This window comes from Flavobacterium tibetense (assembly GCF_003293845.1).
Taxonomy (GTDB): Bacteria; Bacteroidota; Bacteroidia; order Flavobacteriales; family Flavobacteriaceae; genus Flavobacterium; species Flavobacterium tibetense.
In genome coordinates this window covers 67,442-91,416 of record NZ_QLST01000008.1, presented here as the reverse complement: position 1 = coordinate 91,416, position 23,975 = coordinate 67,442, and the positions used below count along the sequence as shown (strand labels likewise).

Here is a 23,975-nt window from a genome sequence, read left to right as displayed (position 1 = left end):
CTCAGTTATCAGCTAAAAACTGTGACTGAAAACTGCGACTGCGACTATCAACTATTCTTCGCTTCAATCCACTTACTCATATATTTCGTGCTTTGTAAACTTTGATGTTGTAGTATTTGACCTAAGAAGTTTTGGTTTCTATGAGATTTCAAATTCATTTGAAGTGTTTCTACTTTATTCATAAAATCACTCGCAAATAACTCTTTTTTGAATCGTTTTTCAATGATTTTGTAACCGTTTTTCTGAGCGGTTTCCCAAAGTGTTTTATCGCTATACAATTTTACCGATTTGGTAATAAAATCATTTTCATCTGAAGTGATAAATCCATTCCAATCTAAATTTCCGTTCATTCCTTCGGCGCCCATTTCTGTTGTAATTGAAGGTAATCCCAATTGCATCGCTTCAAACAATTTGCCTTTCAAACCTGCTCCGTAAGGAATTGGTGCTAACAAAACTTTTGCTTTAGAATACGCTTCAGCAACACTTTCGGCTCTACCTTTGATTAGAAAACCTTCTTTTTCGTTGTGTAATTGCTTGGCTTTTTCGGTTACATAAGCGCCATAAACATGTAATTCGGCTTCTGGAAGTTGCTTTTTTATTGCTTTCCAATATTTTTTCAATTCCAAAACCGTTTGCCAATTGGGTTCGTGCAAAAAGTTGCCAATACTAATAAAATGCTTTCTTTCATCGAATTTGGGAACATTGGTAGTAATTTCTTCCGACAAAAAGGGCAAATAATGTAAAAGTGAGGCATTAATTTGAAACGTTTCGGTTGCCAATTGCATTTCGTATTCCGAGATAATTAAAGTCAAATCGCATCTATAAATCGAAGCCATTTCGCGCTTAAAAACATCCGAAATATAATCTTCAAAAACCAATTCCCGATTTTGTTTAAAAGTAACTTCGCGAGCTTTTCTGAGAAAATGTAAGTCTTCCGTATCTAAAACTCGTAAAGCATTTGGACAGTTTTCCATTACACGCCAACCGTATTGTTCTTCTATCATGAATCGGTCAAAGAGTACCACATTTGGGTTTAGCTCTTTTATAATACTGTCAAAACTACTGTCATTCAGTTGAATAGGTTTGGTTTGAACTGAAATTGTATTCAAATCAAAAGAAAAATCCGATTTTGAAGCCGAACACAAAAATGTAATTTCATATCCTTGATTTTGGAACAATGAAATGATTTGCAGCATTCTACTTCCAGCAGCTGTTGAATTAGGTTCAGGCCAAACGGCTCCTATGATGATTAAATGCTTCATGAAACAAATATAGTTATTATGGGAAAAGTAAAAAGGGAAAAGTAAAAAGTAAAAAGTATTCAGTAAATTTGCCTAATCCCTAATCCCTAATCCCTAATCCCTAATCCCTAATCCCTAATCCCTAATCCCTAATCCCTAATCCCTAATCCCTAATCCCTAATCAATGACTTTTTTCAAATTTTGTCCGAGTTGTGCTTCCACGCATTTTGAATTTCCAGAGAATAGAAGATTCTTATGTCACGATTGTGGATTCACTTATTATCATAATATTGCTGCAGCGGTAGCTATTGTTTTTACGTTTGAAGATAAAGTTTTGTTTACGGTTAGAAATGTTGATCCCGACAAAGGAAAATGGGATTTACCAGGCGGATTTATCGATCCAAATGAAACCGCAGAAGAAGCAGCTTCTAGAGAAATCAAAGAAGAATTAGGTATTGAGATTTCAAATCGTGATTTAAAATACATCACGACTTCGCCCAATAATTATTTGTATAAGAATGTGCCATACAGAACTATGGATATTTTTTACGAATGTCAATTGACTTCCGATGTTATTAAAATAGAAGCAGAAGACGAAATACAGGAATTGATTTGGGTAAAACGTTCTGAAATTGATTTGAATCAAATTGGTTTTGTTTCGATTCGAAAAGTGATTGGGGAAAAATATTTAACTTAAGCACAATTAAAATGTCCGCTTGGCATTGGGCGGTAAGCATAATATTGCAACACTTCTTCAATAGCTAGTTTTAATGCTTTATTTATTGGAACTATTACATTTCCCAATTGAAAATCGATTTGGGATAAATTCATGTAATAATCGGTGAAAATGGGAATAGGTAATCCTTTATTGATTAATTCGGTTGACTTATTGTAATTTTCGGCTTGACCTTCTTTGATGATTTTACAAGTCGCCAATCGCAATTGACCGTATTTATCAGTATTAGCTCCAAATCCGAAAAGACGGCAAATTAAGCCTCGATATTGATAATTACTGCAATTTCCTTTGTTTTTATCCAACAACGAAAGCGGATTGTAAATAAAACATCGGTTTACTGTTGATTGGTTTAGTGTGGTTAATACTTTTTCGGCTTCACCATTTAGAAATAGATGAAAAGCCCAAGGTAAAAATTCTAAAGGTGACGCATCAATTTCAGGATGATTGCAACATTTGCCGCAACCAGCAACGCAACTCAATTGGGTATGCGATTTGAATTCGGTTATTTCTATATCTAGATTATGGAATAATTCTTCTACCAAAACAACCCGTTGCTCAATGGTCATAATTTTTTACCGAAGGTAGACTATATTTTGATAGTATTTTCGAATTTCAGTTTTATTTTAACTACTTGAAAATAAAAGAATTAAATCGGTTTTTTGTAGTTTTCTGGAAAATCTCTGTAGGCATAATATTGTAACACTTCTTCTAAAGCAGTTTTCATAGCTTTATTTACAGGTTGAAAAGTATTACCTAGTTTAAAATCGATTTGTGAAAGTTGCATATAGTATTCCGTAAAAATGGGAACCGATACATTTGCATTTATAGCCATTGTAGCTGCGTCATAATTTTCTTTTTGACCTTCTTTTATGATGTTGCAAGTTGCAATTCGTAGTTTTCCATATTTATCGGTTGTAGCACCAAAACCGAAAAGTCTACAAATTAAACCGCGATATTTGTAATTGCTACAATTGCCTAGTGTAAATTCTGCCAATGATTTTGGACGATATAAAAAACAAGTTGATTTTGTATTTTGTTCCAATTCTAAAAGCGTTTCTTCGGCCAGACCCTTTAAGAAAACATGGAAAGCCCAAGGTAGAAATTCTAAAGGAGAAGCATCAATTTCTGGAGTTGAACAACATTTTCCACAACCAGCCATGCAACCCAACTTTGTTTCCTTTTGAAATTCTATAATTTCCACGTCCAAATTTTGGAACAGCGTTTCTACTGATCTAACGCGATTTTCTATAGAATTATCCATCTTTTTTTTGTTGGTTTACAAGGAGTTAAGATACAAAAAAAGCGCTCAAAAAAATTGAACGCTTTACTTTTTTAGTGACCTCGACTGGATTCAAACCAGTAACCTTCTGAGCCGTAATCAGATGCGCTATTCAGTTGCGCCACGAGGCCGATTTTGTGAGTGCAAATATAGATATTATTGTGTAAATTGCAAACCTAAACATGAAAAAAAACATAAAAAATGAATATTGAAAACTACATCCGTGATATTCAGGATTTTCCAAAGAAAGGAATTGCCTTTAAAGATATAACTCCGTTGTTAAATTCACCAGAAGCCACCAATGCTTGCTTGGATTTATTAGTAAGTCAGCTAGAAAATCAAAAAATTGATAAGGTTGTTGGGGTAGAAAGTAGAGGTTTTTTCTTTGGGATTTTATTAGCCCAACGATTAAATGTAGGTTTTATTCCTGTACGTAAGCCCAATAAATTGCCATTCGAAACCATTTCAGCAAGTTATGAGTTGGAATACGGTACCGATACTTTAGAAATTCATATTGATGCGATACAACCAGGAGATAAAGTACTCATCCATGATGATGTTTTAGCCACTGGTGGAACTGCAAAAGCCGTTTGTGAATTGGTAGAACAATTAGGTGGCGAAATCGTGCAAGTCAACTTCTTGATGGAATTAACTTTTTTAAATGGTAAAGAAAAATTATCTGGTAAATCTGTTTTTTCTGCTTTGGTTTATTAAATTTGTAAAAAAAAATAAATATGAAAATTCAAGTTTATAAATTATTAGTGCTATGCATTTTCTTTGTTTCTTGTTCAGAAGGTGAAAATGAATGCAGTTACGAAGCTAATTCTCCAACTTTATTGGTTGAGGGTTCAAATACAACAACTATTAATCAACCTATTGATCTTACATTGACATACGAAGTTATTTCGGAATGTGGAAATTTTAAAAGTTTTACGGAACAAGTTACGGGTAATACAACAGAAATTATCGTTAAAGCTCGTTATGTTGGGTGTGATTGTCCACAGTTATTAACCAATAAAACAACAACTTACACTTTTAATAAAAGTCAAGTAGGAACTTATGTTTTAAAATTTAGAACATTTAACAATTTTATTGAACACACCATAGAAGTAACTAATTAATCCAAAGCTCTAACTGTAACAAAATAGCGCCAAGCAATAATAGCTTTTTGCCATTTTTTTGCTTTTATAGGATCTAAACCTTGCTTGGTAAAACTTGGTAATATAGCTTTATTTATTTTAGCTAGAATTTTATACATCGTTTAATTTTTTGCAAATATAAACAAATAAAAAAATCCCGAACCTTCGGGATTTTTTGGCTTATTTGATGAAGTTTTTTTTAAGAATTATTCTATGATGTAAAGTTTTTTAATCACCTTACTTTCTTTTGAATCTGATTCCAATTCAATTTTTATATCTTTTATTTTCTTTAAGTCATAGTTTTTGAAAAATTCGATATTGTCTTCCAAAATTTTACCTTTTGACTCAATTTTTAATCGGTTCAAAAAATGTGTTGGATAGCCAGGAAACTTAATTTTATCACCATCAAAAACAACGACTACAACACCATTTTTTAATTCAATTGTCTTGGGTTCTGGTTTCTCTTGAGGCGTAACTTTTAGTTTTATTTTTTTATTGTTTTCTAAAATTTCAACATCTATAATCCTATCTGAATTTATATTTTTCAAATAGCTAATACTGTTTTTAATTAAGACATCATTGGAATAAAATTCCACATTATTTAAATCTAAAGCCGGATATTTTGGAGCTTTGAACATATTTCCCGATACTATTATGGTTTTACCATTACTAAGTTCAAAGACTCTTGTTTCAACAGTACTTTTAGTTGTTTCTAATGAAATTATTTCTTTCGAATTCCAACTTCCAGCATCTTCTAAAACATCACCAGAAATTGTTACAACTCCATTTTTTTCTTCAATTTTGTTTGGAGTTTCTGCGTATAGCCATAAGTTTTTATCTTTTAAATCGTCATAACTATATTTTCTTCCTCCAATAATATACGTTTTTCCTTTTTCAAAATTTAACTTTATATTTTTTGGTTTGGTATTTTTAAATTCTTTAGCCTCATAGCTAATTTCTTTATTCGTACCTTCTGAAATTGTTGATTTTCCTTCAAAAACTAAAACCCCATTTTTTCCTTTTTTTCCATACTTTTTAATTGCTTCTTCAGCAGAATAATGAATAATACTTCCATCAAGAACAATTTTTTTACCTTTTAAATCTTCACTTTTATATTCTTTTCCATTAATAATATAAAGTTGGTTTTTATTTGGTTGTGTTGGTAAGTTTTCATTTTCTACTTTCTCATACATTTCTTTCAACAAAGGGTTGTTTTCCATATCATACTCTTTCGTATTAATGAAAATAACACCATTTTTTGCTTTATTACCATATTTTTTTACTGCATGTTTAGCTCCTGAATTTCCAGACGAACTAATGGTTTTTTCATCAATTTTATCCAAATCTTTATAGCTAATTTCTTTTCCATTGAATAAAATCAAAGCTTTTTTGGCATCGACCATTTTATTGTTTTTGATTCTTTCGATGTGAGTTAAGGCTTCATTTTCTGAATAATCAACAGCTAATTCAATAGCATAAGCAGCTTCCGAATCAGTTTTTTTTGCTTCTTTTTTAGTTGTAATTTCATAATAATTGCCATCTTCTTTAACGTCTAGGTTGTATTTTTCTTTAACTTCTTTGGCAGTTATTTGCTTCATTACATCAATTTCATGGTCATTAGGAATGGCAATTTTCTTGTTCTCGGTTTGTAGTTTTCCGTTGATAATCAATTGGGCTTTTTTGTTTCCAATTACTATCTCATCTAATGTCCATGAGTTGGTATCTAATTCTGATTTTTTCTTACCAATATTTAAAGTTCCTTCATAATCAGAATTGCTATATTCATAATATTTAGTTTCAGTAAGTTTTCTAAAACCAAAATAATCATCTGAATTTTGGTCTTCGTTTTTATACAATTCAATAGTTTCAATAGGAATAGATTTATCAACTTTATATTCTTTAATTTCTCCTTGTTTGGAACGAAATTCAATTTTTATTCGGGTAATTTCTCCTGCTTTGTTTCTTTTTACATTCGAAAATTTTAATTTAAGATTACTATCGGTAAAAAGTTCTTCAAGCTCTTTAAAGTTAGCATCCGTTGTTTTGGCGTCAATTATAACAGAAAAGCCATCTGAAACTATATTATCATTTTTGTTTTCATCTTTAACTTGTGCAACTGTTTCAATTTGGAACATTAAAAAGAAAGCAGTCAATAACGGAAGTACAACGGCATACTTCCAAAGGCTTTTTTTATTAGACGGTGTTGTATTTATCATAAGAATACGTTTTTTAATTAATGATTGATAAAAGGGATTGGTTAAGGCCAATTGTGAACCACTACAAGTTGCTTTAACAATCAAGTTTTGATAGATGAAACTATCGGTTTGGGCTACCGTTTGCGCATCGGCGATGTACTCCAAATTTTGTTGCATGGCTTTTTTGTACCACCAGCACACCGGATTCACCCAAAAAACACAACAAAACAACTGACTAAACAAAACATCAATTGAATGTTTTTGCCTTACATGAACTGTTTCATGCTGTAAAATAGCTGCAATTTCCGTTTCTGTATAGTTTTTTTTCTGGAAAACTACATAGTTAAAAAACGAAAAGGGCTGACCAGACGTTTGCTCGATTAAAAAATAAGAACCCACTTTTGTTTTTTTATTTTTGACCAGGAAGACAAGTAATTTGGTTAGTTCGACCAACATTTTTCCCACCAAAATCAAAATTATCAAACCATAAAACAGTAAAAAAATAGTATTCCAATCAATGGATTCTTCAATGATTACAGGTGTTTCTGTTTGTTGAAAAGGTATAAATTCAGGAAGTTCAGGCATTGGAGTAGGAGCTACCCAAATAATTTTGGTATAGGTAAGCAACGGTACAACCAATGACAAAATAATTCCCAATAAAAAATACCAGCGACTCCAGTTGAAAAAGGTTTCTTTCTTCAAAAAAAGAAAATACATTAGATAAAAACCGATTAACAATCCGTTTACTTTTAGAAAATAGGTGATTAGCGTTTCCATACGCAAGCAGTTTATAAGTAATTACTCTTTTTTTGATTTTTCAATGATGGCAAGAATTTCTCGTAGCTCGTCAGCCGAAATTTTTTCTTCCTGGGCAAAATAGGAAACCATACTTTTGTACGAATTATTGAAGTAATTTTCAATAGCCGTATGCATAAACGTTTTTCGGTAATCTTCTAATGAAACTATTGGAAAATATTGATGCGAATTTCCAAAGGCACGATGCGAAACATATCCTTTTTCTTCTAAAATCCGGATGATTGTTGATAACGTATTATAATGTGGTTTGTCATCGGGAAAAGCTTCCAAAACTTCTTTTACAAAAGCTTTTTCAAGCTTCCATAATACTTGTATTACTTCTTCTTCTTTGTTGGTCAATTTTTGCATAACTAGTTAATTTTGTGGTTCTATCAGTTAACTAGAACAAACTTAAAACTATTTTTTTAGTTACACAACTATTTTTTTAGTTTTTAAACTAAATTTTTAGTTTGTTTTCTCTTCTAACCAAAATCATTACCCAATAACACAGCAAAGCACCAACTAATCCAAGTGTCCCCATGAATAACCAATTGGCTTGGTAACCGTAATTATCAATGATGGTCATTCCTGTTTTGGCACTTAAAATATGCGCTAAACTATAACTCATAGTAAAAATTGCCATATAACGCCCTTCATGACCTTTAGGCGCACGACTCAAAGCAAACGAATTAGAAAACGGAAACGCAAACATTTCACCAATGGTCATAAATAAAATCATGATGATTAAAATACCAGCCCAAAAATTAAATAACAACAAGAGCATGCTCATTGCCATTGCGAAAGTTCCAATGGTAATTATCTTGATTTTATTGACTTTGTTTTTTTCAATATAATTGACAATTGGCATTTCTAGAAGAAAAATAACAACACCATTTAATGTTAAAAGTAAACCGCTTTGAAACTCGGTTAAATCAAATTGTTCTTTGTGATAGAGTGGAAGCGTAGTGAATAATTGGAAGAATAAAATTCCTGTAATCAAACAAGCCGTCAAGAAAATCCAAAACGGACCATCTCTAAAAACGGATTCGGTTAAAATTTCTCCTGGATTTTTTTTGTCTAAATAGGAAGATTTCTCTTTTTCTTTGACCAAATACCAAAAAATTAAAATAGCAATAATGCACGAAGCACCATCTATCCAAAATAATCCTTCATATCCAATATTCATTATGATTAATCCACCCAAAGCGGGTCCAGCAGCAAATCCTAAATTAATAGCTAAACGAACTAATGTTAAGGCTCTAGTTCTATTTTCAGGTTTGGCATAAGCGGCTAACGAAACAAACATGGCGGGACGAAACATATCCGCAACAACCATGATTAAGAAAATAGCCACCATCAAACCTTCGAAAGAAGTAATTTTTTGTAAACCAAAGAACATTAATCCACTAGTAAACAAACTGAAAACCATTACTTTATAAAACCCAATTTTATCCGAAAGTTTGCCGCCTAACCACGAACCCAACATAGAACCAAAACCAAAACTTACCATAATCCAACCGACTTGACTATAAGTAAATCCTAAGTCTTCTTTCAAATATTTGGATAAAAATGGCAAAACCATGGTTCCCGCTCGGTTGATAAAGGTAATGATAGCCAAAATCCAGATTTCTCTTGAAAATCCGGTGAAGTTATTGATGTATTTTTGTAAGGCTTTTTTAATCATGGGGAATTGAAAGCACAAAAGTACAAAAGGCACTTTCAATAAATGTTAGAGAAATTATATATTTTTGTAAAAAATCAAACCATGTACAAAATCCTGATCGCTCTTTTTTGTTGGACAACTTTTTATGCCCAAACCAATGAAATTCAAAAGGCAGAAGATTTCCAAAAGAACATGAATGCTTCCTTTGCTGATGGTACTTCAAGTCCGTTGATGGAAGACGATTTGAAGTCATTTGAAGGTTTAGATTTCTTTCCAATTTCAGAGGAATTTATTGTAAAAGCTAAATTCATTCGTTCGAAGAAAGAGAAACCGTTCCAAATGAAAACCACAACAGAAAGAACACCGATGTACAAGAAATTTGGTGAATTGCATTTCGAAATAAACGGACAAAAAATGCAACTGAATGTGTATCAAAATCTAGAATTAATTCAAAAACCAGGTTTCAAAGATTACCTGTTTTTACCGTTTTCGGATGCTTCTTGTGGAAAAGAAAGTTACATTGGCGGCAGATATATTGATATGCGAATTCCAACATCGAAAGAAGTTGTCATCAATTTTAATTTGGCATACAATCCGTATTGTGCTTACAATTACAAATATTCATGCCCGATTGTTCCTTTAGAAAATGATTTGCCAATCGCTATTTTGGCTGGCGTAAAAAAGTTTCATGACTAAGTTTATCAATTTACATACGCACCAATTTTCCAATGATTCCAATGTTTTGGAAGTGGTAAACCAATATCCTTGGGAATTTGACCCGAATATTCCAACATATTCCATTGGGATTCATCCTTGGTATATTGACGAAAATCGCTTGCTTTCGGATTTAGATTGTATTGAAGAGAAATTAAAAGAAACTTCTTGTTTGGCATTGGGCGAATGTGGATTGGATAAACGAATAGAAATTCCATTGGAAACCCAAATTCAAGTTTTTCATCAACAATTGGATTTAGTACAAAACACCGAAAAACCAATTATTCTGCATTGTGTAGCGGCCTATCAGGAAATTATTTCCATTAAAAAAGATAGAAACATTCAAAATCCCATGATTATTCACGGCTTTTCGAAAAACGAACAAGTAGCGCAATCGTTATTGAGTAACGGATTCTATTTGTCTTTTGGAAAGTACTTGATGCGTAATCTAGATTTGGAAAAAGTGTTTACCTTTGCACCCGAAAATAAAATTTTGTTAGAGACCGACACCATTGAAGAATCTATTTTTGATGTCTACGAAAAAGCAGCCAGAATGAAAGGACTTCCAATGGACGAAATGAAAAATATGATTTTCCAAAATTTCAAATCAATATTCAAACCATAAACCATTAACAACAAACCATTAACAACAAACCATTAACAATAAACTTATTATGGCAAAGTGGAAAGAAAGAGCCGTTTTATTATTTAAAGAAGAAGGCATACAAAAATTAGAAAATGCCAATGTATTAGTCGTTGGTTTAGGCGGAGTGGGCAGTTTTGCAGCCGAATTTTTAGCACGAGCTGGCGTAGGAAAAATGACCATAGTTGATGGCGATACCGTTGATATTACTAATATTAATCGTCAGTTACCAGCTTTACATTCGACAGTGGGTGAACCAAAAGTCACTATTGTTGGCGATAGATTATTAGATATAAATCCTGAATTGCAGTTGACAAGAATTCAAGAATTTTTGTCACCAGAAAGGGCTTTTGAATTAGTTTCTCCAGAATTTGATTATGTACTGGATTGCATTGATAGTGTTACTCCCAAATTGAATTTGATTATAGCTTGCAAACGTAAAAAAGTAAAAATCATCAGTAATATGGGCGCTGGAGGAAAATTCAATGCCGAAAACGTAAAAGTGCGCGACATCAGTAAAACCGAATATTGTCCGTTAGCAAAAAATATTAGAAAACGTTTGAAGCAAGAAGGAATTTCAAAAGGCGTGAAAGTAGTGTATTCTGACGAGCGCCCAGACTATTCGAGTATTAAGACTACGGATGGCAGTAATTTTAAGAAATCGTTTTATGGGACTAATAGTTGGATGCCGGCTTTATTTGGTTTGCATGCCGCTGAAACCGTTGTAAAAGGAATTATAAAAAGTTAAAAAAAACGCTGATTTATTCAGCGTTTTCTATTTTATTTCCTGATGTTGTCAAAGAATCTTGAACGGTTTGAATTACAATTTTTTTCCTCACTGGAATGATGATTTCCACCGTTGGATTATGTTGTTTTTTATCTTTTTCTGTTGGATAAATTTCAAGATAATAACCGCCGTAATCTTCTTCGTATTTGTTTTTGGCAATATATTTTATAGCGGCATCGTATGCTTTTTTTCTGTGAAGTGCTGTATTACCAATTAATTTTGTTTTTAGAGCTAAATAATTTGGGATGTTACCACCTGTAATGTTAGGATTGGTTGTGGAAACAATTTCTTCTTCAATGGGTATACAAAAAGCATATACCACAAAGTTTTTTCTTTCTTCCCAACGATCAAATAAAACAAACGGATTTCCAGTTGGTTGAATGCCGTTTTGTTCAACGAATTGGTTTACTTTTTTCAGAATTTCTTTGGAACGAATATCAAAATCTTTGATAGAACAACTGTCTTTCTGTTTGATGAAATTGGTTCCTTTTTGGTAAGAAAATCCTTGAATAGTAATAGAATGTTCAACAAATGAAGCATTTAATCTGTTCTCAATATTGGTTAATGCTACTTCTAATTTTGGACCAAAAACATTTTCAGCTCCACCATGAAATAACGCATTTAGTTTTTGTTTGAAACTAAGATTTCCAGTGACTTTTAATACAATTTTAGTTTTTTCTTTTTGTTCTTCAAGTTTCCAAATTAGCTTTTGAATGTTGTCGTTTTCTTGAAAATTTTGGTAGAGAGAATCAGCATTAAAAAGAGTTTCGTTTGTTAATTGGTATTGTGAAGTTGTAGATTTCCAATTAGCGGAAGAAATACTATTGTTCTCGTTTTTTGTAAAATCTAGATTGTCATCTGACAATATATAAGGAAACCATTGCGTTGCGTTTTCTAGATTGGAAATAAAATCAAAAACAAGAGTCTTTGAAGTATCAATATTTTTTTCTTTTACAATTTCAAATGAACCAGGTTGAGTGGCGACGAATACTGAAAATGCAATAGAAAAAAGTGCTAGTAACAGCAGTATGTATTTAGCTATCTTCATTTCTAGTAGGTTGGGGTTTCCCAAATATAAAAAATTATTCTCTTAAAAAGAATTTAATGATAAATAAAAATAAAATAAATAATAAAAATCCAATTAAAATCCAATACGTTCCTTTGTATTGGTTTTTCATTTCTTTTAAGTCTTTTTTATAAACTAAAATCATAGTGATTATAAATATAATGACAAAAAATATAGCAAAGTAGGCTTGACCCGTTGAAAACATGATGATAAATATTTACACAAAAGTAAGAAATGATTTCAGCAAATTAATATATTTAGCCAATTAAAAATTAGCATATGCAAAAACAATTAAAAGCAGTACAATTATTTCATGAAACCTACGGTTTAGGAGTAAGCAACGAATTAAAAGCAGATTTAGGAAATTTAAAAAATGAATTGCGTTTTAATTTGATGAAAGAAGAAAACGAAGAATATTTAGAAGCGGTTCAAAACAATGATATTGTTGAAATTGCCGATGCTTTAGGTGATATGTTATACATTTTATGCGGAACTATCTTAGAACACGGTTTACAACATAAAATTGAAGAAGTTTTTGACGAAATTCAACGTTCCAATATGAGTAAATTAGGCGAAGACGGCAAACCTATTTACAGAGAAGATGGTAAAGTAATGAAAGGTCCCAATTACTTTAAACCAAGTTTTGAAGCGATTTTGAAATAGTCACAGTTATCAGTGTGATAATTTTACTGATAACTGCGACTGAATACTATATTTTAACTGTCCAGCCAAAAGTGTCTTCAGCTAATTTATTTTGAATATTAGTCAATTTGGTTTTTATTTCCACTGCTATTGAATCAGCTAATTTTGGTAATTCAAAATAATCGCCTTTGTATGAAAATCCAGCAATTGGATTGATTACAGCTGCAGTTCCCGCTCCAAAAATTTCTTTTAAAGAATCATTTTTAGCAGCTTCGACTAATTCTGTTACCAAAACCGAACGCTCTTCAACAGCAATATTTTCTCTTTTTGCTAGTTCAATTACACTTTTTCTTGTTACACCATCCAAAATTCTCTCGCTTGTTGGAGCTGTATAAAGGGTATCATTAATTCTAATAAACACGTTCATAGTTCCCGCTTCTTCTAATTTGGTATGCGTTGCATCATCAGTCCAAATTACTTGTTGGAATCCTTGTTCGTTTGCTAATTGTGTTGGGTAAAATTGCGCAGCATAATTTCCAGCGGCTTTTGCAGCACCAATTCCTCCATTTGCAGCTCTACTGTAATGTTCAGCAATTAACACTTTTACTTCACCAGAATAATACGCTTTTGCTGGTGATAAAATAATCATGAATCTATAAAATTTGGCAGGAGCAGCAATTACACCAGGACCAGTAGCAATCATAAACGGACGTATATATAAGGAATTGCCTAATCCTTTTTTTACCCAATCTTTTTCAATTTCCAATAAACGTTTCAATCCGCCTAAGAAAACTTCTTCTGGAACTTCAGGCATTGCCATACGAACAGCACTTTTGTTAAAACGCTCGTAATTTTGATCTGGACGAAATAACCAAACAGCATCGTTGGCATCTTTGTAGGCTTTCATTCCTTCAAAAATAGCTTGTCCGTAATGAAAAACTTTAGCAGAAGGATCAATAGTCATTGGCGCATAAGGCTGAATAACTGGTTTTTTCCATTCTCCATCAGCAAAATCACATACCAACATATGATCTGTAAAAGTGGTTCCGAAAGTTAGATTATCAAAATCAACTTCATTAATCTTTGATGTTGGAGCTAATTGGATGTCAATTTCTTCTAAAGTTTTTAATTCCATTAGGATAAGTATTATAAAATAAATAATAAAGAAGCTCAAATGCTTCTAATGTTTGCAAAAATAGCAAAAAAAGAATTCATTTTTTTGAGATGATTAAAAATTATTAAGATGTGATGTTAATAAATAAAAATTTACTAATTCTTTTAAAATTAGTACTTTTGCTTAAACAAAATTTAATTATCATATGAAAAATATCTTTTTGATGCTTTCTTTAGCATTAGTAGTAGCAAGTTGCAAGAAAAATGAAACAGAAGTAGCAGTTGTTGAAGAACCGACTGTAGAATATGCTGTTTTTGGAGATTCAATTGTTGCAGCAGAAGCTTTATCCAATGAAGAAATGGCAGCTATGTATGCTAGTTTAAAAGAAGGTGATACAATTAATGTAAAATTCAAATCTGCTATTAATGAAGTTTGTCAGAAAAAAGGTTGTTGGATGACATTGGATTTAGCTGAAGAAAAACAAGCTTTCGTTAAATTCAAAGATTACGGCTTCTTTGTTCCAATGAATGCACAAGAAAAAGAAGTTATTGTTAGTGGAAAAGCTTATGTAGGTATTGAAAGTGTTGACGAGTTGAAACATTATGCTAAAGATGCTGGAAAATCACAAGCTGCAATTGATAGTATTGTTGCTCCAAAAGTTACTTATTCGTTTATGGCTGATGGTGTTTTAATTGCTAAATAATGAAAAATATTTTTTTACTTTTTGGGTTTTTAGTGGTATTTGGTTCTTGTCAAAAAGCAAATCAAGAAGAATTGAGTACATCAGAATCGTCTGTTGAAAAGAAAACGGATGAAGGTTTCGAAATGTATGAAATGTCGGAAATGGCAGCTTTAATGGAGCAAATGTATGTGGATAATGAACGTTTGAAAGCGAGAATTATCAAAGGAGATACCATTGGGCAATTTCCTCAACATTTTAAAAGAATTCACGAAGCTGTTTTGACTGATGAAACTGATAAAGATGCTTTTTTTGAAGAGCAATCAGCAAAATTTATTCAAGCACAGGAATTAATCTATAAAGATCCCAAGAATGCGAAAGAACATTTTAATAATGGAATCAATGCTTGTATCAGTTGCCATCAAGTAAAATGTGGCGGACCTATTCCAAGAATTAAGAAATTGTATATTGAGTAATTCAAAAAAAATATTTTAAAAAGGTTTAAGGGTTTGTAAATCAAATTTTTAAACCTTTTTTTTCGAAGTTATGAAAAGAGAAATCATTATCACTCAGGATGGTTCTACATCTATTTATTTGCCTGAATTAAACGAAAGTTACCATTCTAAATTCGGAGCTATTCAAGAAGCCCAACATGTTTTTATAAAAAACGGAATGGATTTATTTCAGTTAAATGATACGATTCATATTTTGGAAATTGGATTTGGAACAGGTTTAAATGCATTTATTACTTTTTTAGAAGCCAGCAAAAGAAAGCAAAACATTCATTATGATGGAGTAGAGGCTTATCCTGTTTCTATAGCTGATGCTAAACAAATGAATTATGTGAATGAATTAAAAGCTTCCGATTTTGAAGCTATTTTTGATAAAATTCATTCTACGCAATGGGAACAAGAAATTGAATTAACATCATTTTTTTCTTTAACCAAAAGAAAGCAATTTTTTCAAGAGCTTACAGATAAAGAAAAATTTCATTTGATTTATTTTGATGCTTTCGGATTTGAAGTTCAACCCGAATTATGGGATGAAACTATTTTTAAAATCATGTTTGATGCATTATTGCCCAATGGCATTTTGGTAACTTACGCCTGTAGAACAAGTATAAAAAAAGCGATGCTAAGTGTCGGATTTTCAGTGGAAAAATTGCCTGGTGCTCCAGGAAAACGTGAAATGTTACGAGCAATAAAAAAATAAGTAAAACTGTTAAAATTTGCGTATTTAATAAAATTTTAGCATTTTTTTTATGTAGTGCATTATTTTATGTTCTTTTTTTTGTTTATCTTTACATCAAGTTCTTATCCCTAGTCTAACTTTAATTAATTAATACCTATGTCTAGAACAATGTTTTCGTACACGAAATCCATACTAGAAAGAGTGAGTTTTGACCCCAAATTATTTTGTAAAGAGCTTGAAAAAGCAATCAAAGTATTACTGCCTTACGAAATTGACCAACTAAGAGACTGGCTTTTGAATTATACAAAAGAAAAACCGGAATTACGCCAATGTTTAATTTACATTAACTAAAATATAAAGGAGCTAAAAAGCTCCTTTTTTTATTTCTTCGGTTTTGGACTAATGATTTGCACATCTTGAAAAGCAATTGCTCCACGAACTACTCCTGCTATTGTATCTCTTAATGCATTAATAATATGAATTTTTAATTCACTTTTAGGGTAAATTAAACTGACTTCTCGAGCTGGTTTTGGATCTTGAAAGTGACGAAGTTTGGTTTTGTTCTTTTCGTTTAAATCTAAAGTATGTAAAAAAGGTAACAATGTAGTGCCTAAACCTTCGTCAGCTAATTTGATTAGTGTTTCAAAACTTCCACTTTCTAATTGAAAGTTACTGTCATTGATGTATTTATTATTTTTACAAAGGTTTAGAATACCATCTCTAAAACAATGGCCGTCTTGTAAAAGTAGGATTCGGTCTAAATCTAAATCTGAAATTTCAATTTCTTCTTTATTGAAACTATCATGATGATCAGGTATATAAGCCACAAAAGGTTCGTAGTACAAAACAATTTCCTTAAGTGTTTCTTCTTCCAATGGAGTTGCGGCAATAGCACAATCTAAATGGCCGTTTTTGAGTTTTTTGATAATTTCTTCAGTAGTTTGCTCTTCCAAAATCAAATTTACTTTTGGATATTTTTTAATGAAATTATTTAAGAACATTGGAAGTAATGTTGGCATTATCGTTGGAATAATACCAACTTTAAATTCACCGCCAATATATCCTTTTTGTTGCTCTACAATGTCTTTAATTCGTCCTGCTTCATTCACAATACTTTTAGCTTGCACTACTATTTTTTCACCAATTTCAGTTAATGAAATGGGTTTTTTACTTCTATCAAAAATTAAAATATCCAATTCATCCTCTAATTTTTGAATTTGCATACTAAGAGTTGGTTGAGTCACAAAGCATTTTTCGGCTGCTTGGGTGAAATTTTTGTGTTCAGCTACTGCTAAAACATAATAGAGTTGTGTGATAGTCATTCAGTATAGTTTTTTGTGATGCAAATATAGTAACTATCAATTTAACTTATATTGCTTTTTTCTTGTAATCTTTGAAATCACAAAAAAATATTAAATTTTTTTTAATGATTTGTATTAATTTTTTTTATCATAAATTAGCCGAATGAAACTGATAATAAACATAGTCTTATTTTTATTCATTACATTTCTTTCCACACCCACAGTTGTTGGAATGATTGATGATGATGTAGATATTTCTTGTTTTTATAATTTGGCGGAAGAGGAAGAAACAAATCCAACAATTCAAGAAGTCAAAGTTTTACCAACTTCCCATTATACTTTTTTAATTTTTTTCACTTTTGAGACATTAAAATTTAATGTGAATTTGAATCAATTATTAAGTTACGATAATTTAGCTCACAAAATTTTCTCACCACCTCCTAACTGGTTATAATAAACTTTCCGATTTCTTAAACCCATTATTGGGTTGTATTCACGTTTATTACAGTTAATTATTTTTATGAGCAAAAATCATATGTTTTCAAGCGTTAAGGGTGACTTAGCAGCTGGTTTGGTAGTGTTTTTAGTAGCATTACCGTTGTGTTTAGGTATTGCGTTAGCTTCTGGCGCGCCATTATTTTCAGGAATTGTTTCTGGTGTTATTGGAGGTATTATTGTTGGGTTTTTAAGTAACTCTGCATTAAGTGTTAGTGGCCCAGCAGCTGGTCTAACTGCAATTGTTTTAACAGCTATTACAGATTTGGGCGGTTTTGATATTTTTCTTACAGCAGTAATATTGGCTGGTTTAATTCAAATCGTACTTGGATTTCTTAAAGCAGGAAGTTTTTCCAATTATTTCCCAACGAGTGTTATTGAAGGAATGTTAGCCGCAATTGGTATTATTATTATCCTAAAACAAATTCCTCATGCTTTTGGTCATGATGTAGATAATGAAGGTGATTTCTTCTTTATTGAAAAATCTGGAAATTCTACCTTTGATACACTTTTTGAATCAATTAATTACATTCATTTAGGTGCTTTATTTATTTCCTTGTTGTCTTTAGCAATATTAATTACTTGGGACAAAGTACCATTTCTTAAGAAAATAAAAATGCTTCCTGGTGCACTAGTTGTGGTTGCTTTAAGTATTTTACTTAATGAATTTTTTATTCAATCAGGTTCTTCATTAGCCATTACAACAACAAATCATTTGGTAAATTTACCATCAATTACTGAAATAAAAGATGGTTTTGCGTTACCAAGTCTATCTGCTTTTACCAATGAAAAAGTATGGATTGTTGCTATAACAATTGCTGTAGTTGCCTCTATTGAAACCCTATTATGTATTGAAGCAACGGATAAATTAGATCCATTAAAACGAGTTACGGATACCAATCGTGAATTGAAAGCACAAGGAGTTGGTAATTTAATTAGCGGCTTATTAGGTGGTTTACCTATGACGTCTGTTGTGGTTCGTTCATCTGCTAATATTACTTCTGGAGGAAGAACTAAATTAGCATCTATATTTCATGGATTTTTATTAATAACATTTGCACTTACAATTCCATTTGTTCTAAATAAAATTCCATTAGCGGCTTTGGCTGCAGTATTACTAATGGTTGGTTATAAACTAGCAAAACCAAGTGTTTTTGTTCATTTATGGAAAAACGGTTTGTCTCAATTTATTCCATTCATTATCACAATTTTAGCAGTAGTGTTGACAGATTTATTGAAAGGAGTTGCTATAGGATTACTAGTGAGTATAGGGTTTATTTTATACAAAAACTTGAAAATTGCTTATTCATTTAAGAAAGAGTCGTTACAGGATGGAGATATTATTACTATTAAATTAGCACAAGAAGTTTCATTCTTAAATAAAGCAGCAATTAAAAATACTTTACATAATATTCCCGAAAATGGGAAATTAGTTATTGATGCTTCAAATACCAATTATATTGATTTTGATGTATTAGAAATGATTAAAGATTTTACTTCGGTAAGAGCATTAGATAAAAATATTGATTTAACCTTGAAAGGATTTAAGGAAATTTATGATTTTGAAGAAGCGGAATTTAAACACGTGAAAATCAAGCATTCAAAATAATTTATGAATAAAAACATACAGCATGAAAACATTAAATAAAGAATTACAAGATTCAATTACACCAAGAAGAGCTTTAGAGATTTTAAAAGAAGGAAATGGTCGTTTTATTAACAATTTAAAAGCACACAGAAATTTATTAGAACAAGCTAACGATACAAGAGATGGGCAATGGCCTTTTGCTACTATTTTAAGTTGTATTGATAGTAGAACTTCTGCAGAATTAATTTTTGACCAAGGATTAGGTGATATTTTTTCGGTTAGAATTGCAGGAAACATTGTAAATACCGATATACTTGGAAGTATGGAATTTGCTTGTAAAGTAGCCGGTTCAAAGTTAATTGTGGTTCTTGGACATAGCAAATGTGGAGCCGTTAAAGGAGCTTGTGATCATGTAGAAATGGGAAATTTAACGGAATTATTGTCTAAAATTCAACCAGCGGTTTATTCTGAAAATAAAACCAAAGAAAATAGAACTTCAAAAAATGCAGATTTCGTTGAAAATGTTGCTGAAATCAATGTAAAAAGAAGTGTAAAAAGCATTATTGAAAGAAGTTTTGTTTTGGAACAAATGTTAGAAGAAGGTCAAATTGGTATAATTGGAGCTATGCATGACATTGAAACTGGAACAGTGACATTCTATGACGACGTTTTGTATATCAAAGATGAATTAAATCCTGAATTTTCTGTTGCAGAATTAAGACACTAATACTTGTTATTTAAAAGCATATTTGTACATTTATTCTACCAAATGATTGCTTTTCAATTAAAATCACATGATGACAGAATTTTATAAAAAGATACTAAAAAATAACCAAAAATGGGTTGAGGAAAAGTTAAGCCTCAACCCTAATTTTTTCAGTAAGTTAGCACAAGGACAACAGCCACCATTATTGTGGATTGGTTGTTCAGATAGTAGAGTTCCTGCAAATGAAATAATAGGAGCAGAGGCTGGAGAAGTATTTGTACACAGAAACATTGCTAATATGGTAATCCATACCGATATGAGCATGTTAAGCGTATTAGATTATGCCGTAAATGCTTTGCAGGTAAAACACGTAATCGTTTGCGGACATTACGGTTGTGGAGGAGTTAAAGCCGCTATGGGTAATACATCTATTGGCGTTATTGATAATTGGATTCGACATATTAAAGATGTGTATCGCTTTCACCAAGAAGAATTAGATACTATTACCGATGAAAACAAGCGTTTTAATCGTTTTGTGGAATTAAATACTATGGAGCAAGTGTTTGATTTAGCCAAAACTTCGATTGTTCAAAATGCTTGGAAAAACGGACAAGAATTACATTTACACGGTTGGGTTTACGGTCTCAATTCAGGTTTAGTGAATGATTTAGGTGTAAATTTTAGTTGCGATAAAGATTTGGACGCTGTTTACCAATTGAAATTTTAAAGCTATTCGTCTTCTAAATTTTCATTAAAAGCGGAAGGCAATAACTGCGGAATATATTTAATTAAAATAGGCAACAAAATGCCTCCACCAGGAAGTAAAAAAATAGTTAAAGACGGAATCGTTTTACAAATGTCTAATAATTGTTTTTTTACTTTCTTTTTTTCATTTTCATTCAATTCTCTTGTGGTTGATTGGGTTAATAACACCATCAACTCTTTGCTTTGAGAAATTTCCTTTACCAATCTATTTTTGTTTCTTCCAACTAGTTTACTAACTGTTTTATTAGTTTGGTCATAAAAATGCTTAACCGGATTGGAATAATTAAAATAAGGAATTTCCTCTTTATATGTGGAAATAAAATGCGCAATGGCAACACTACTTTCCAATAAATCATCAGTCGAAATTTCTAGTTTTTCAGCAATTCTATATAAAAAGGCTTGTTCTGAAGGCTCTAGTTTTTCATCACTCCACAATGCCATTTCGGTTAAATCTAGCAAGTAGAACTTTTCAATGGCGAAGTGCATTGGTGCTAAAGTAACTTTCTCGATATCAAATGCTTCTATCTTATGTAGTTTGGTGTAACGTAGCGAATTTTCAAATAATTTCACCAAAAGTTCATCGTATTTGGTTTTCTTTTCTTTGACTTGAAAAGCTAATGAAACTATTTTAATACAATTAAGTTCAAAGTCTTTTAAGTACTTATTAGAAAGTTCCCCATGAACTAAATAAGAATGAAATGCCAATACATCAATAAATAGTAAAGCATTGGTAATGATATGAGAAAAGTTTTTACTGAAAAAATTAGAATTAGTTTGAATGCGATTATCTAGTATCGTTTCCAATTTAGACAAATCAGATTCCGATGGGAAAATGGTTTTTAAGAAATTATAATTTTCACGTTGTATGGATTTATAAAACCCTTTTGCTTCTGAAATAAATACTTTGGAATCGTTTGTTCTTTTTACAATTCTAAAAACAGCGTATAATGCGTTTAAAAGTGCAATTTTGGTAACTTCATCTTGCGATAATCCTTTGGTACTAATTGGTTCTTCAAGTGGAATACTAACTGTATAGCCATAAATAAACCCAGAGTTTCTTATATCGTTATAAAAACGAGCATAATTGTCTGAATAATCAATAAAATGATGCTCATTTTTATTGAAAAATTTTTCAATCCAACCGTATGTAGAAGGGTTTATCATACTGTTTTATCTACAGGAATAAAAAATGAAATTGGATTTTTTTTGAATTTATCCCAAATTGCCAAACTCATGTAGCGAATTTCATAATAAGGAATCTCTCTGGACTTAATTGCAATAAACAAGGAAAGTCCAAAACTAACTAAAAAGTTAACTAAACCTATTAGAAAAACACCAATTATTGACCAAATTACCACACTTAGTTCAACTTGATAACCAGCTCCAAAAAGTCCAATAGCAAAATTTCCACTTGCAAAGGTAATGTGTCTAATGTCTAAATCCAAACCTAAAAACACTCCAATTGAACCGGTAGTTCCTAAACAAAAACCAAAAAATAAATTGGATATTACACCTGGCCATTTTTTCTCCAGCCAATTTGATATTTTCTTTGTTTTATTTTCACCTAGAAGTAATTTCAATTTAGGATGTTCGGCAATACGATAGTAAAAATTATTAAATTTATTATTGTTGGCTACATTTCCAGCAATAATTCCAGATAAAAATAGAAATATACCAGCAATTCCGGCATGAAAAATTGCCGCTGATTTAATTGGACTTAAATCATTTAGTAGTTTTGGTGCTTTTGCTACGGCCATATCATAATCAAAAAAGTGATAAATACTCCAAATTAAAAATAAGGCTACAGGAAACGCTATTATAACATTTCCTACGAATGCAATGAATTGAGAACGAAATAACTTAGAAAATAAAAGTGCAAAACTTTGGTATTGAGTTACTTTGTTTTTTTTATTTCTAATGTTTAGATTTTCTTCTAGGGTTCGAGCAATAGTTGTTGCTGTCATTGCGGGTTGTTTAGTGGCTAGTGTTGCACCAACTAAATAGATTAGAATAAAACCACTAGCATAGTTCATACTATACGCAAATGCATAACCAAAATCACTCATTTCCATTTTAGAAAAAGCCAATTTGAAAATACAAAGAAACGCAACAATGAATCCTCCAAAAGAAGCGGAATACAACATTTTAAAATATTCCGATTTGTTATTGGTTATGTAATGTTCGCCAGTTTTTGCTGTATGACTTGTAATTTCGTATGTAATATTGTAAAGCCCGTCATTGAATAATTCTCTTATGTTGTTTTTTCTACTATTGTACAGAACTAATTTTTGGTAGAAAAGAATTGTTTTTTCTTGTTTATCAGTTTCATCCTTAATAAAAAGATATTCTGTTAATTCTTTAATTCTAGTTAGCTGTTGCTTAATAGTTAATAAATTTTGATTTACTTTAAATGAAATACCAAATTTAGAACTGTTTTCGTACGCAGTTTCAATATAATCAAAACATTGACTTGCAATAATATCAAGTTGTTTTTTGTCAATGGTGTTAAATGGTAAATGAGTTGTTTTTTGAGTTTCTAATTGTTTAACGAGTTCACTCAGTTCTTTATCATATGCTATAAAAGGACTTTCTAAGTTGTTGTATTCAGGAACTAATTTTAAAATATCGGGTTGTAATGCTAATCCGCCCATTCGTTGCGAAAGTATGTGCATAGCCAAAAGAATTTCCGAGTTCAGTTTTTTAGAATCGTAAATAGATGGAAGTTGAAGGTGATTAATTAATGTTAGCCATTCTTCATTTGGAATTTTTGAAATCCAATCATAATCTCTAGAACTATACAATACCTGATTCAATACATATTGAAAACTATTTTTATCGGGTTGTTCAGGAATTAGCTTAGCAAAAATTCTTTTTTTTAACTCACCAAAGAAATTGGTATTATCTAAAATTCCTGTATCACTTAGTGTTTTTCTGAATTCTAAATTTTTAAAATTGGCAAGAATACATTTTCTAAAAACATTTGAATAGTAATTATCTTTTTGAAGCAACTCAATTAACTCTGTAATTGAAATAGTATTTTGTTTAGACTTGTTTCTGAAGTAGTCGGCTAAATCTATCAAAAAGCTAGTTTCATTTACAATTTCATTGTTTTCAATGTGTTTGATAAATAGGGAACCTATTGATTTTTTTTGCAGATTAACCATTTTATTTTTTTTGTAAAATTAGTAATAAATTTGAATGTTTTGGAACAAAAAAAGACTGCTAAAACTAACAGT

At 31.1% G+C, this 23,975-nt stretch carries 28 protein-coding genes and 1 tRNA gene; 15 read left to right on the top strand and 14 right to left on the bottom strand.

Features of this window, described 5'->3' with window-relative positions:
• Window positions 1-47 precede the first annotated feature (47 nt).
• Complete coding sequence (locus DPN68_RS07820) at window positions 48-1,262, bottom strand: glycosyltransferase family 4 protein (RefSeq protein WP_113989093.1); 1,215 nt, start codon at window positions 1,260-1,262, stop codon at window positions 48-50.
• 163 nt (window positions 1,263-1,425) lie between these two features.
• On the opposite strand from DPN68_RS07820, the gene DPN68_RS07815 reads away from it, so the two are divergent.
• A complete protein-coding gene (locus DPN68_RS07815; protein ID WP_113989092.1) occupies window positions 1,426-1,938 on the top strand; it encodes an NUDIX hydrolase in 513 nt (170 codons plus the stop codon).
• On the opposite strand, the gene DPN68_RS07810 is transcribed toward DPN68_RS07815, so the two are convergent.
• From DPN68_RS07810 to DPN68_RS07800, 3 genes are all read right to left on the bottom strand, one after another.
• On the bottom strand, window positions 1,935-2,543 hold the full coding sequence (locus tag DPN68_RS07810) for a YkgJ family cysteine cluster protein (RefSeq protein ID WP_113989091.1): 609 nt from the start codon (window positions 2,541-2,543) through the stop codon (window positions 1,935-1,937). The two genes, DPN68_RS07815 and DPN68_RS07810, sit on opposite strands and share 4 nt — an antisense overlap.
• A gap of 80 nt (window positions 2,544-2,623) precedes the next feature.
• Window positions 2,624-3,238: a YkgJ family cysteine cluster protein gene (locus DPN68_RS07805; RefSeq protein WP_113989090.1), complete on the bottom strand. Its 615-nt coding sequence runs from the start codon at window positions 3,236-3,238 to the stop codon at window positions 2,624-2,626.
• 75 nt (window positions 3,239-3,313) lie between these two features.
• Window positions 3,314-3,387, bottom strand: a tRNA-Arg gene (locus DPN68_RS07800).
• A 70-nt stretch (window positions 3,388-3,457) separates the two neighbouring features.
• Here DPN68_RS07800 and DPN68_RS07795 point away from each other — a divergent pair.
• Both DPN68_RS07795 and DPN68_RS07790 read left to right on the top strand, forming a co-directional pair.
• On the top strand, window positions 3,458-3,970 hold the full coding sequence (locus DPN68_RS07795; RefSeq protein ID WP_113989089.1) for an adenine phosphoribosyltransferase: 513 nt from the start codon (window positions 3,458-3,460) through the stop codon (window positions 3,968-3,970).
• A 20-nt stretch (window positions 3,971-3,990) separates the two neighbouring features.
• Window positions 3,991-4,377 carry a hypothetical protein gene (locus DPN68_RS07790; RefSeq protein WP_113989088.1) on the top strand — a complete coding sequence of 129 codons (387 nt, stop codon included), beginning with the start codon at window positions 3,991-3,993 and terminating at the stop codon, window positions 4,375-4,377.
• On the opposite strand, the gene DPN68_RS07785 is transcribed toward DPN68_RS07790, so the two are convergent.
• The 4 genes from DPN68_RS07785 to DPN68_RS07770 all read right to left on the bottom strand — a co-directional run bounded on the left by DPN68_RS07785 (window position 4,374) and on the right by DPN68_RS07770 (window position 9,069).
• Window positions 4,374-4,514 carry an SsrA-binding protein gene (locus DPN68_RS07785; RefSeq protein WP_113989087.1) on the bottom strand — a complete coding sequence of 47 codons (141 nt, stop codon included), beginning with the start codon at window positions 4,512-4,514 and terminating at the stop codon, window positions 4,374-4,376. The two genes, DPN68_RS07790 and DPN68_RS07785, sit on opposite strands and share 4 nt — an antisense overlap.
• An 87-nt stretch (window positions 4,515-4,601) precedes the next feature.
• Entirely contained in the window at window positions 4,602-7,367 is a 2,766-nt protein-coding gene (locus DPN68_RS07780) for a M56 family metallopeptidase (protein ID WP_113989086.1), read from the bottom strand.
• 21 nt (window positions 7,368-7,388) lie between these two features.
• On the bottom strand, window positions 7,389-7,754 hold the full coding sequence (locus tag DPN68_RS07775; RefSeq protein ID WP_113989085.1) for a BlaI/MecI/CopY family transcriptional regulator: 366 nt from the start codon (window positions 7,752-7,754) through the stop codon (window positions 7,389-7,391).
• 88 nt (window positions 7,755-7,842) lie between these two features.
• Window positions 7,843-9,069: an MDR family MFS transporter gene (locus DPN68_RS07770; RefSeq protein WP_113989084.1), complete on the bottom strand. Its 1,227-nt coding sequence runs from the start codon at window positions 9,067-9,069 to the stop codon at window positions 7,843-7,845.
• Window positions 9,070-9,150: 81 nt separating this feature from the next.
• On the opposite strand from DPN68_RS07770, the gene DPN68_RS07765 reads away from it, so the two are divergent.
• Genes DPN68_RS07765 through DPN68_RS07755 form a run of 3 tightly spaced genes read left to right on the top strand, consistent with a single transcriptional unit; the run spans window position 9,151 to window position 11,153 of the window.
• Window positions 9,151-9,744: a DUF1684 domain-containing protein gene (locus DPN68_RS07765; protein WP_113989143.1), complete on the top strand. Its 594-nt coding sequence runs from the start codon at window positions 9,151-9,153 to the stop codon at window positions 9,742-9,744.
• Window positions 9,737-10,387: a TatD family hydrolase gene (locus tag DPN68_RS07760; protein WP_113989083.1), complete on the top strand. Its 651-nt coding sequence runs from the start codon at window positions 9,737-9,739 to the stop codon at window positions 10,385-10,387. Before DPN68_RS07765 ends, DPN68_RS07760 begins: the two co-directional genes overlap by 8 nt.
• Before the next feature lie 49 nt (window positions 10,388-10,436).
• On the top strand, window positions 10,437-11,153 hold the full coding sequence (locus DPN68_RS07755) for a tRNA threonylcarbamoyladenosine dehydratase (RefSeq protein ID WP_113989082.1): 717 nt from the start codon (window positions 10,437-10,439) through the stop codon (window positions 11,151-11,153).
• 13 nt (window positions 11,154-11,166) lie between these two features.
• Here the strand turns inward: DPN68_RS07755 and DPN68_RS07750 are convergent, their stop codons facing one another.
• Window positions 11,167-12,240 carry an SRPBCC family protein gene (locus DPN68_RS07750; RefSeq protein WP_113989081.1) on the bottom strand — a complete coding sequence of 358 codons (1,074 nt, stop codon included), beginning with the start codon at window positions 12,238-12,240 and terminating at the stop codon, window positions 11,167-11,169.
• Window positions 12,241-12,274: 34 nt separating this feature from the next.
• A complete protein-coding gene (locus DPN68_RS07745) occupies window positions 12,275-12,403 on the bottom strand; it encodes a hypothetical protein (protein WP_317047775.1) in 129 nt (42 codons plus the stop codon).
• 134 nt (window positions 12,404-12,537) lie between these two features.
• On the opposite strand from DPN68_RS07745, the gene DPN68_RS07740 reads away from it, so the two are divergent.
• Window positions 12,538-12,921, top strand: a complete 384-nt coding sequence (locus DPN68_RS07740) for a pyrophosphohydrolase domain-containing protein (RefSeq protein ID WP_113989079.1) — start codon at window positions 12,538-12,540, stop codon at window positions 12,919-12,921.
• 46 nt (window positions 12,922-12,967) lie between these two features.
• Here DPN68_RS07740 and DPN68_RS07735 read toward each other — a convergent pair whose 3' ends face one another.
• Entirely contained in the window at window positions 12,968-14,035 is a 1,068-nt protein-coding gene (locus DPN68_RS07735) for a branched-chain amino acid aminotransferase (RefSeq protein WP_113989078.1), read from the bottom strand.
• Window positions 14,036-14,219: 184 nt separating this feature from the next.
• On the opposite strand from DPN68_RS07735, the gene DPN68_RS07730 reads away from it, so the two are divergent.
• The 4 genes from DPN68_RS07730 (at window position 14,220) to DPN68_RS13300 (ending at window position 16,235) form a co-directional block, all read left to right on the top strand.
• Window positions 14,220-14,717: a DUF4920 domain-containing protein gene (locus tag DPN68_RS07730; RefSeq protein WP_113989077.1), complete on the top strand. Its 498-nt coding sequence runs from the start codon at window positions 14,220-14,222 to the stop codon at window positions 14,715-14,717.
• On the top strand, window positions 14,717-15,169 hold the full coding sequence (locus DPN68_RS07725; RefSeq protein WP_113989076.1) for a hypothetical protein: 453 nt from the start codon (window positions 14,717-14,719) through the stop codon (window positions 15,167-15,169). The genes DPN68_RS07730 and DPN68_RS07725 overlap by 1 nt, the downstream gene beginning before the upstream one ends.
• A 70-nt stretch (window positions 15,170-15,239) precedes the next feature.
• Window positions 15,240-15,905 (top strand): tRNA (5-methylaminomethyl-2-thiouridine)(34)-methyltransferase MnmD, encoded by a 666-nt coding sequence (gene mnmD, locus DPN68_RS07720; RefSeq protein WP_113989075.1) that lies wholly within the window; start codon window positions 15,240-15,242, stop codon window positions 15,903-15,905.
• Between the two features lie 135 nt (window positions 15,906-16,040).
• The gene (locus DPN68_RS13300) at window positions 16,041-16,235 is read left to right on the top strand and encodes a hypothetical protein (RefSeq protein ID WP_113989074.1); all 195 of its coding nucleotides are present in this window, start codon (window positions 16,041-16,043) and stop codon (window positions 16,233-16,235) included.
• A 29-nt stretch (window positions 16,236-16,264) separates the two neighbouring features.
• Here DPN68_RS13300 and DPN68_RS07710 read toward each other — a convergent pair whose 3' ends face one another.
• A complete protein-coding gene (locus tag DPN68_RS07710; protein ID WP_113989073.1) occupies window positions 16,265-17,206 on the bottom strand; it encodes a LysR substrate-binding domain-containing protein in 942 nt (313 codons plus the stop codon).
• A 142-nt stretch (window positions 17,207-17,348) separates the two neighbouring features.
• Here DPN68_RS07710 and DPN68_RS07705 point away from each other — a divergent pair, with 142 nt between their 5' ends.
• The 4 genes from DPN68_RS07705 (at window position 17,349) to can (ending at window position 20,701) form a co-directional block, all read left to right on the top strand.
• Entirely contained in the window at window positions 17,349-17,639 is a 291-nt protein-coding gene (locus DPN68_RS07705) for a hypothetical protein (RefSeq protein WP_133256580.1), read from the top strand.
• A 66-nt stretch (window positions 17,640-17,705) separates the two neighbouring features.
• Window positions 17,706-19,289, top strand: coding sequence for a SulP family inorganic anion transporter (locus tag DPN68_RS07700; protein WP_113989071.1), 1,584 nt, complete (start codon window positions 17,706-17,708; stop codon window positions 19,287-19,289).
• A 22-nt stretch (window positions 19,290-19,311) separates the two neighbouring features.
• Window positions 19,312-19,995 carry a carbonic anhydrase family protein gene (locus tag DPN68_RS07695; RefSeq protein WP_113989070.1) on the top strand — a complete coding sequence of 228 codons (684 nt, stop codon included), beginning with the start codon at window positions 19,312-19,314 and terminating at the stop codon, window positions 19,993-19,995.
• Window positions 19,996-20,065: 70 nt separating this feature from the next.
• A complete protein-coding gene (gene can, locus DPN68_RS07690) occupies window positions 20,066-20,701 on the top strand; it encodes a carbonate dehydratase (protein ID WP_113989069.1) in 636 nt (211 codons plus the stop codon).
• A gap of 2 nt (window positions 20,702-20,703) precedes the next feature.
• Here the strand turns inward: can and DPN68_RS07685 are convergent, their stop codons facing one another.
• Entirely contained in the window at window positions 20,704-21,903 is a 1,200-nt protein-coding gene (locus tag DPN68_RS07685; RefSeq protein WP_113989068.1) for an LETM1-related biofilm-associated protein, read from the bottom strand.
• A complete protein-coding gene (locus tag DPN68_RS07680) occupies window positions 21,900-23,903 on the bottom strand; it encodes a recombinase (protein ID WP_113989067.1) in 2,004 nt (667 codons plus the stop codon). The genes DPN68_RS07685 and DPN68_RS07680 overlap by 4 nt, the downstream gene beginning before the upstream one ends.
• Between the last annotated feature and the right edge of the window lie 72 nt (window positions 23,904-23,975).

Bases quoted from the DNA above. Each gene is read 5' to 3' on its own strand.
- DPN68_RS07745 (WP_317047775.1), bottom strand. From the start codon at position 12,403: ATGATTTTAGTTTATAAAAAAGACTTAAAAGAAATGAAAAACCAATAC.
- DPN68_RS07815 (WP_113989092.1), top strand. From the start codon at position 1,426: ATGACTTTTTTCAAATTTTGTCCGAGTTGTGCTTCCACGCATTTTGAA.
- mnmD (WP_113989075.1), top strand. From the start codon at position 15,240: ATGAAAAGAGAAATCATTATCACTCAGGATGGTTCTACATCTATTTAT.
- DPN68_RS07765 (WP_113989143.1), top strand. From the start codon at position 9,151: ATGTACAAAATCCTGATCGCTCTTTTTTGTTGGACAACTTTTTATGCC.
- DPN68_RS07755 (WP_113989082.1), top strand. From the start codon at position 10,437: ATGGCAAAGTGGAAAGAAAGAGCCGTTTTATTATTTAAAGAAGAAGGC.
- DPN68_RS07780 (WP_113989086.1), bottom strand. From the start codon at position 7,367: ATGGAAACGCTAATCACCTATTTTCTAAAAGTAAACGGATTGTTAATC.
- DPN68_RS07775 (WP_113989085.1), bottom strand. From the start codon at position 7,754: ATGCAAAAATTGACCAACAAAGAAGAAGAAGTAATACAAGTATTATGG.
- DPN68_RS07790 (WP_113989088.1), top strand. From the start codon at position 3,991: ATGAAAATTCAAGTTTATAAATTATTAGTGCTATGCATTTTCTTTGTT.
- DPN68_RS07820 (WP_113989093.1), bottom strand. From the start codon at position 1,262: ATGAAGCATTTAATCATCATAGGAGCCGTTTGGCCTGAACCTAATTCA.
- DPN68_RS07785 (WP_113989087.1), bottom strand. From the start codon at position 4,514: ATGTATAAAATTCTAGCTAAAATAAATAAAGCTATATTACCAAGTTTT.
- DPN68_RS07695 (WP_113989070.1), top strand. From the start codon at position 19,312: ATGAAAACATTAAATAAAGAATTACAAGATTCAATTACACCAAGAAGA.
- DPN68_RS07685 (WP_113989068.1), bottom strand. From the start codon at position 21,903: ATGATAAACCCTTCTACATACGGTTGGATTGAAAAATTTTTCAATAAA.
- DPN68_RS07760 (WP_113989083.1), top strand. From the start codon at position 9,737: ATGACTAAGTTTATCAATTTACATACGCACCAATTTTCCAATGATTCC.
- DPN68_RS07730 (WP_113989077.1), top strand. From the start codon at position 14,220: ATGAAAAATATCTTTTTGATGCTTTCTTTAGCATTAGTAGTAGCAAGT.
- DPN68_RS13300 (WP_113989074.1), top strand. From the start codon at position 16,041: ATGTCTAGAACAATGTTTTCGTACACGAAATCCATACTAGAAAGAGTG.
- DPN68_RS07700 (WP_113989071.1), top strand. From the start codon at position 17,706: ATGAGCAAAAATCATATGTTTTCAAGCGTTAAGGGTGACTTAGCAGCT.
- DPN68_RS07795 (WP_113989089.1), top strand. From the start codon at position 3,458: ATGAATATTGAAAACTACATCCGTGATATTCAGGATTTTCCAAAGAAA.
- DPN68_RS07710 (WP_113989073.1), bottom strand. From the start codon at position 17,206: ATGACTATCACACAACTCTATTATGTTTTAGCAGTAGCTGAACACAAA.
- DPN68_RS07750 (WP_113989081.1), bottom strand. From the start codon at position 12,240: ATGAAGATAGCTAAATACATACTGCTGTTACTAGCACTTTTTTCTATT.
- DPN68_RS07740 (WP_113989079.1), top strand. From the start codon at position 12,538: ATGCAAAAACAATTAAAAGCAGTACAATTATTTCATGAAACCTACGGT.
- DPN68_RS07725 (WP_113989076.1), top strand. From the start codon at position 14,717: ATGAAAAATATTTTTTTACTTTTTGGGTTTTTAGTGGTATTTGGTTCT.
- DPN68_RS07770 (WP_113989084.1), bottom strand. From the start codon at position 9,069: ATGATTAAAAAAGCCTTACAAAAATACATCAATAACTTCACCGGATTT.
- DPN68_RS07705 (WP_133256580.1), top strand. From the start codon at position 17,349: ATGAAACTGATAATAAACATAGTCTTATTTTTATTCATTACATTTCTT.
- DPN68_RS07735 (WP_113989078.1), bottom strand. From the start codon at position 14,035: ATGGAATTAAAAACTTTAGAAGAAATTGACATCCAATTAGCTCCAACA.
- DPN68_RS07805 (WP_113989090.1), bottom strand. From the start codon at position 3,238: ATGGATAATTCTATAGAAAATCGCGTTAGATCAGTAGAAACGCTGTTC.
- can (WP_113989069.1), top strand. From the start codon at position 20,066: ATGACAGAATTTTATAAAAAGATACTAAAAAATAACCAAAAATGGGTT.
- DPN68_RS07810 (WP_113989091.1), bottom strand. From the start codon at position 2,543: ATGACCATTGAGCAACGGGTTGTTTTGGTAGAAGAATTATTCCATAAT.
- DPN68_RS07680 (WP_113989067.1), bottom strand. From the start codon at position 23,903: ATGGTTAATCTGCAAAAAAAATCAATAGGTTCCCTATTTATCAAACAC.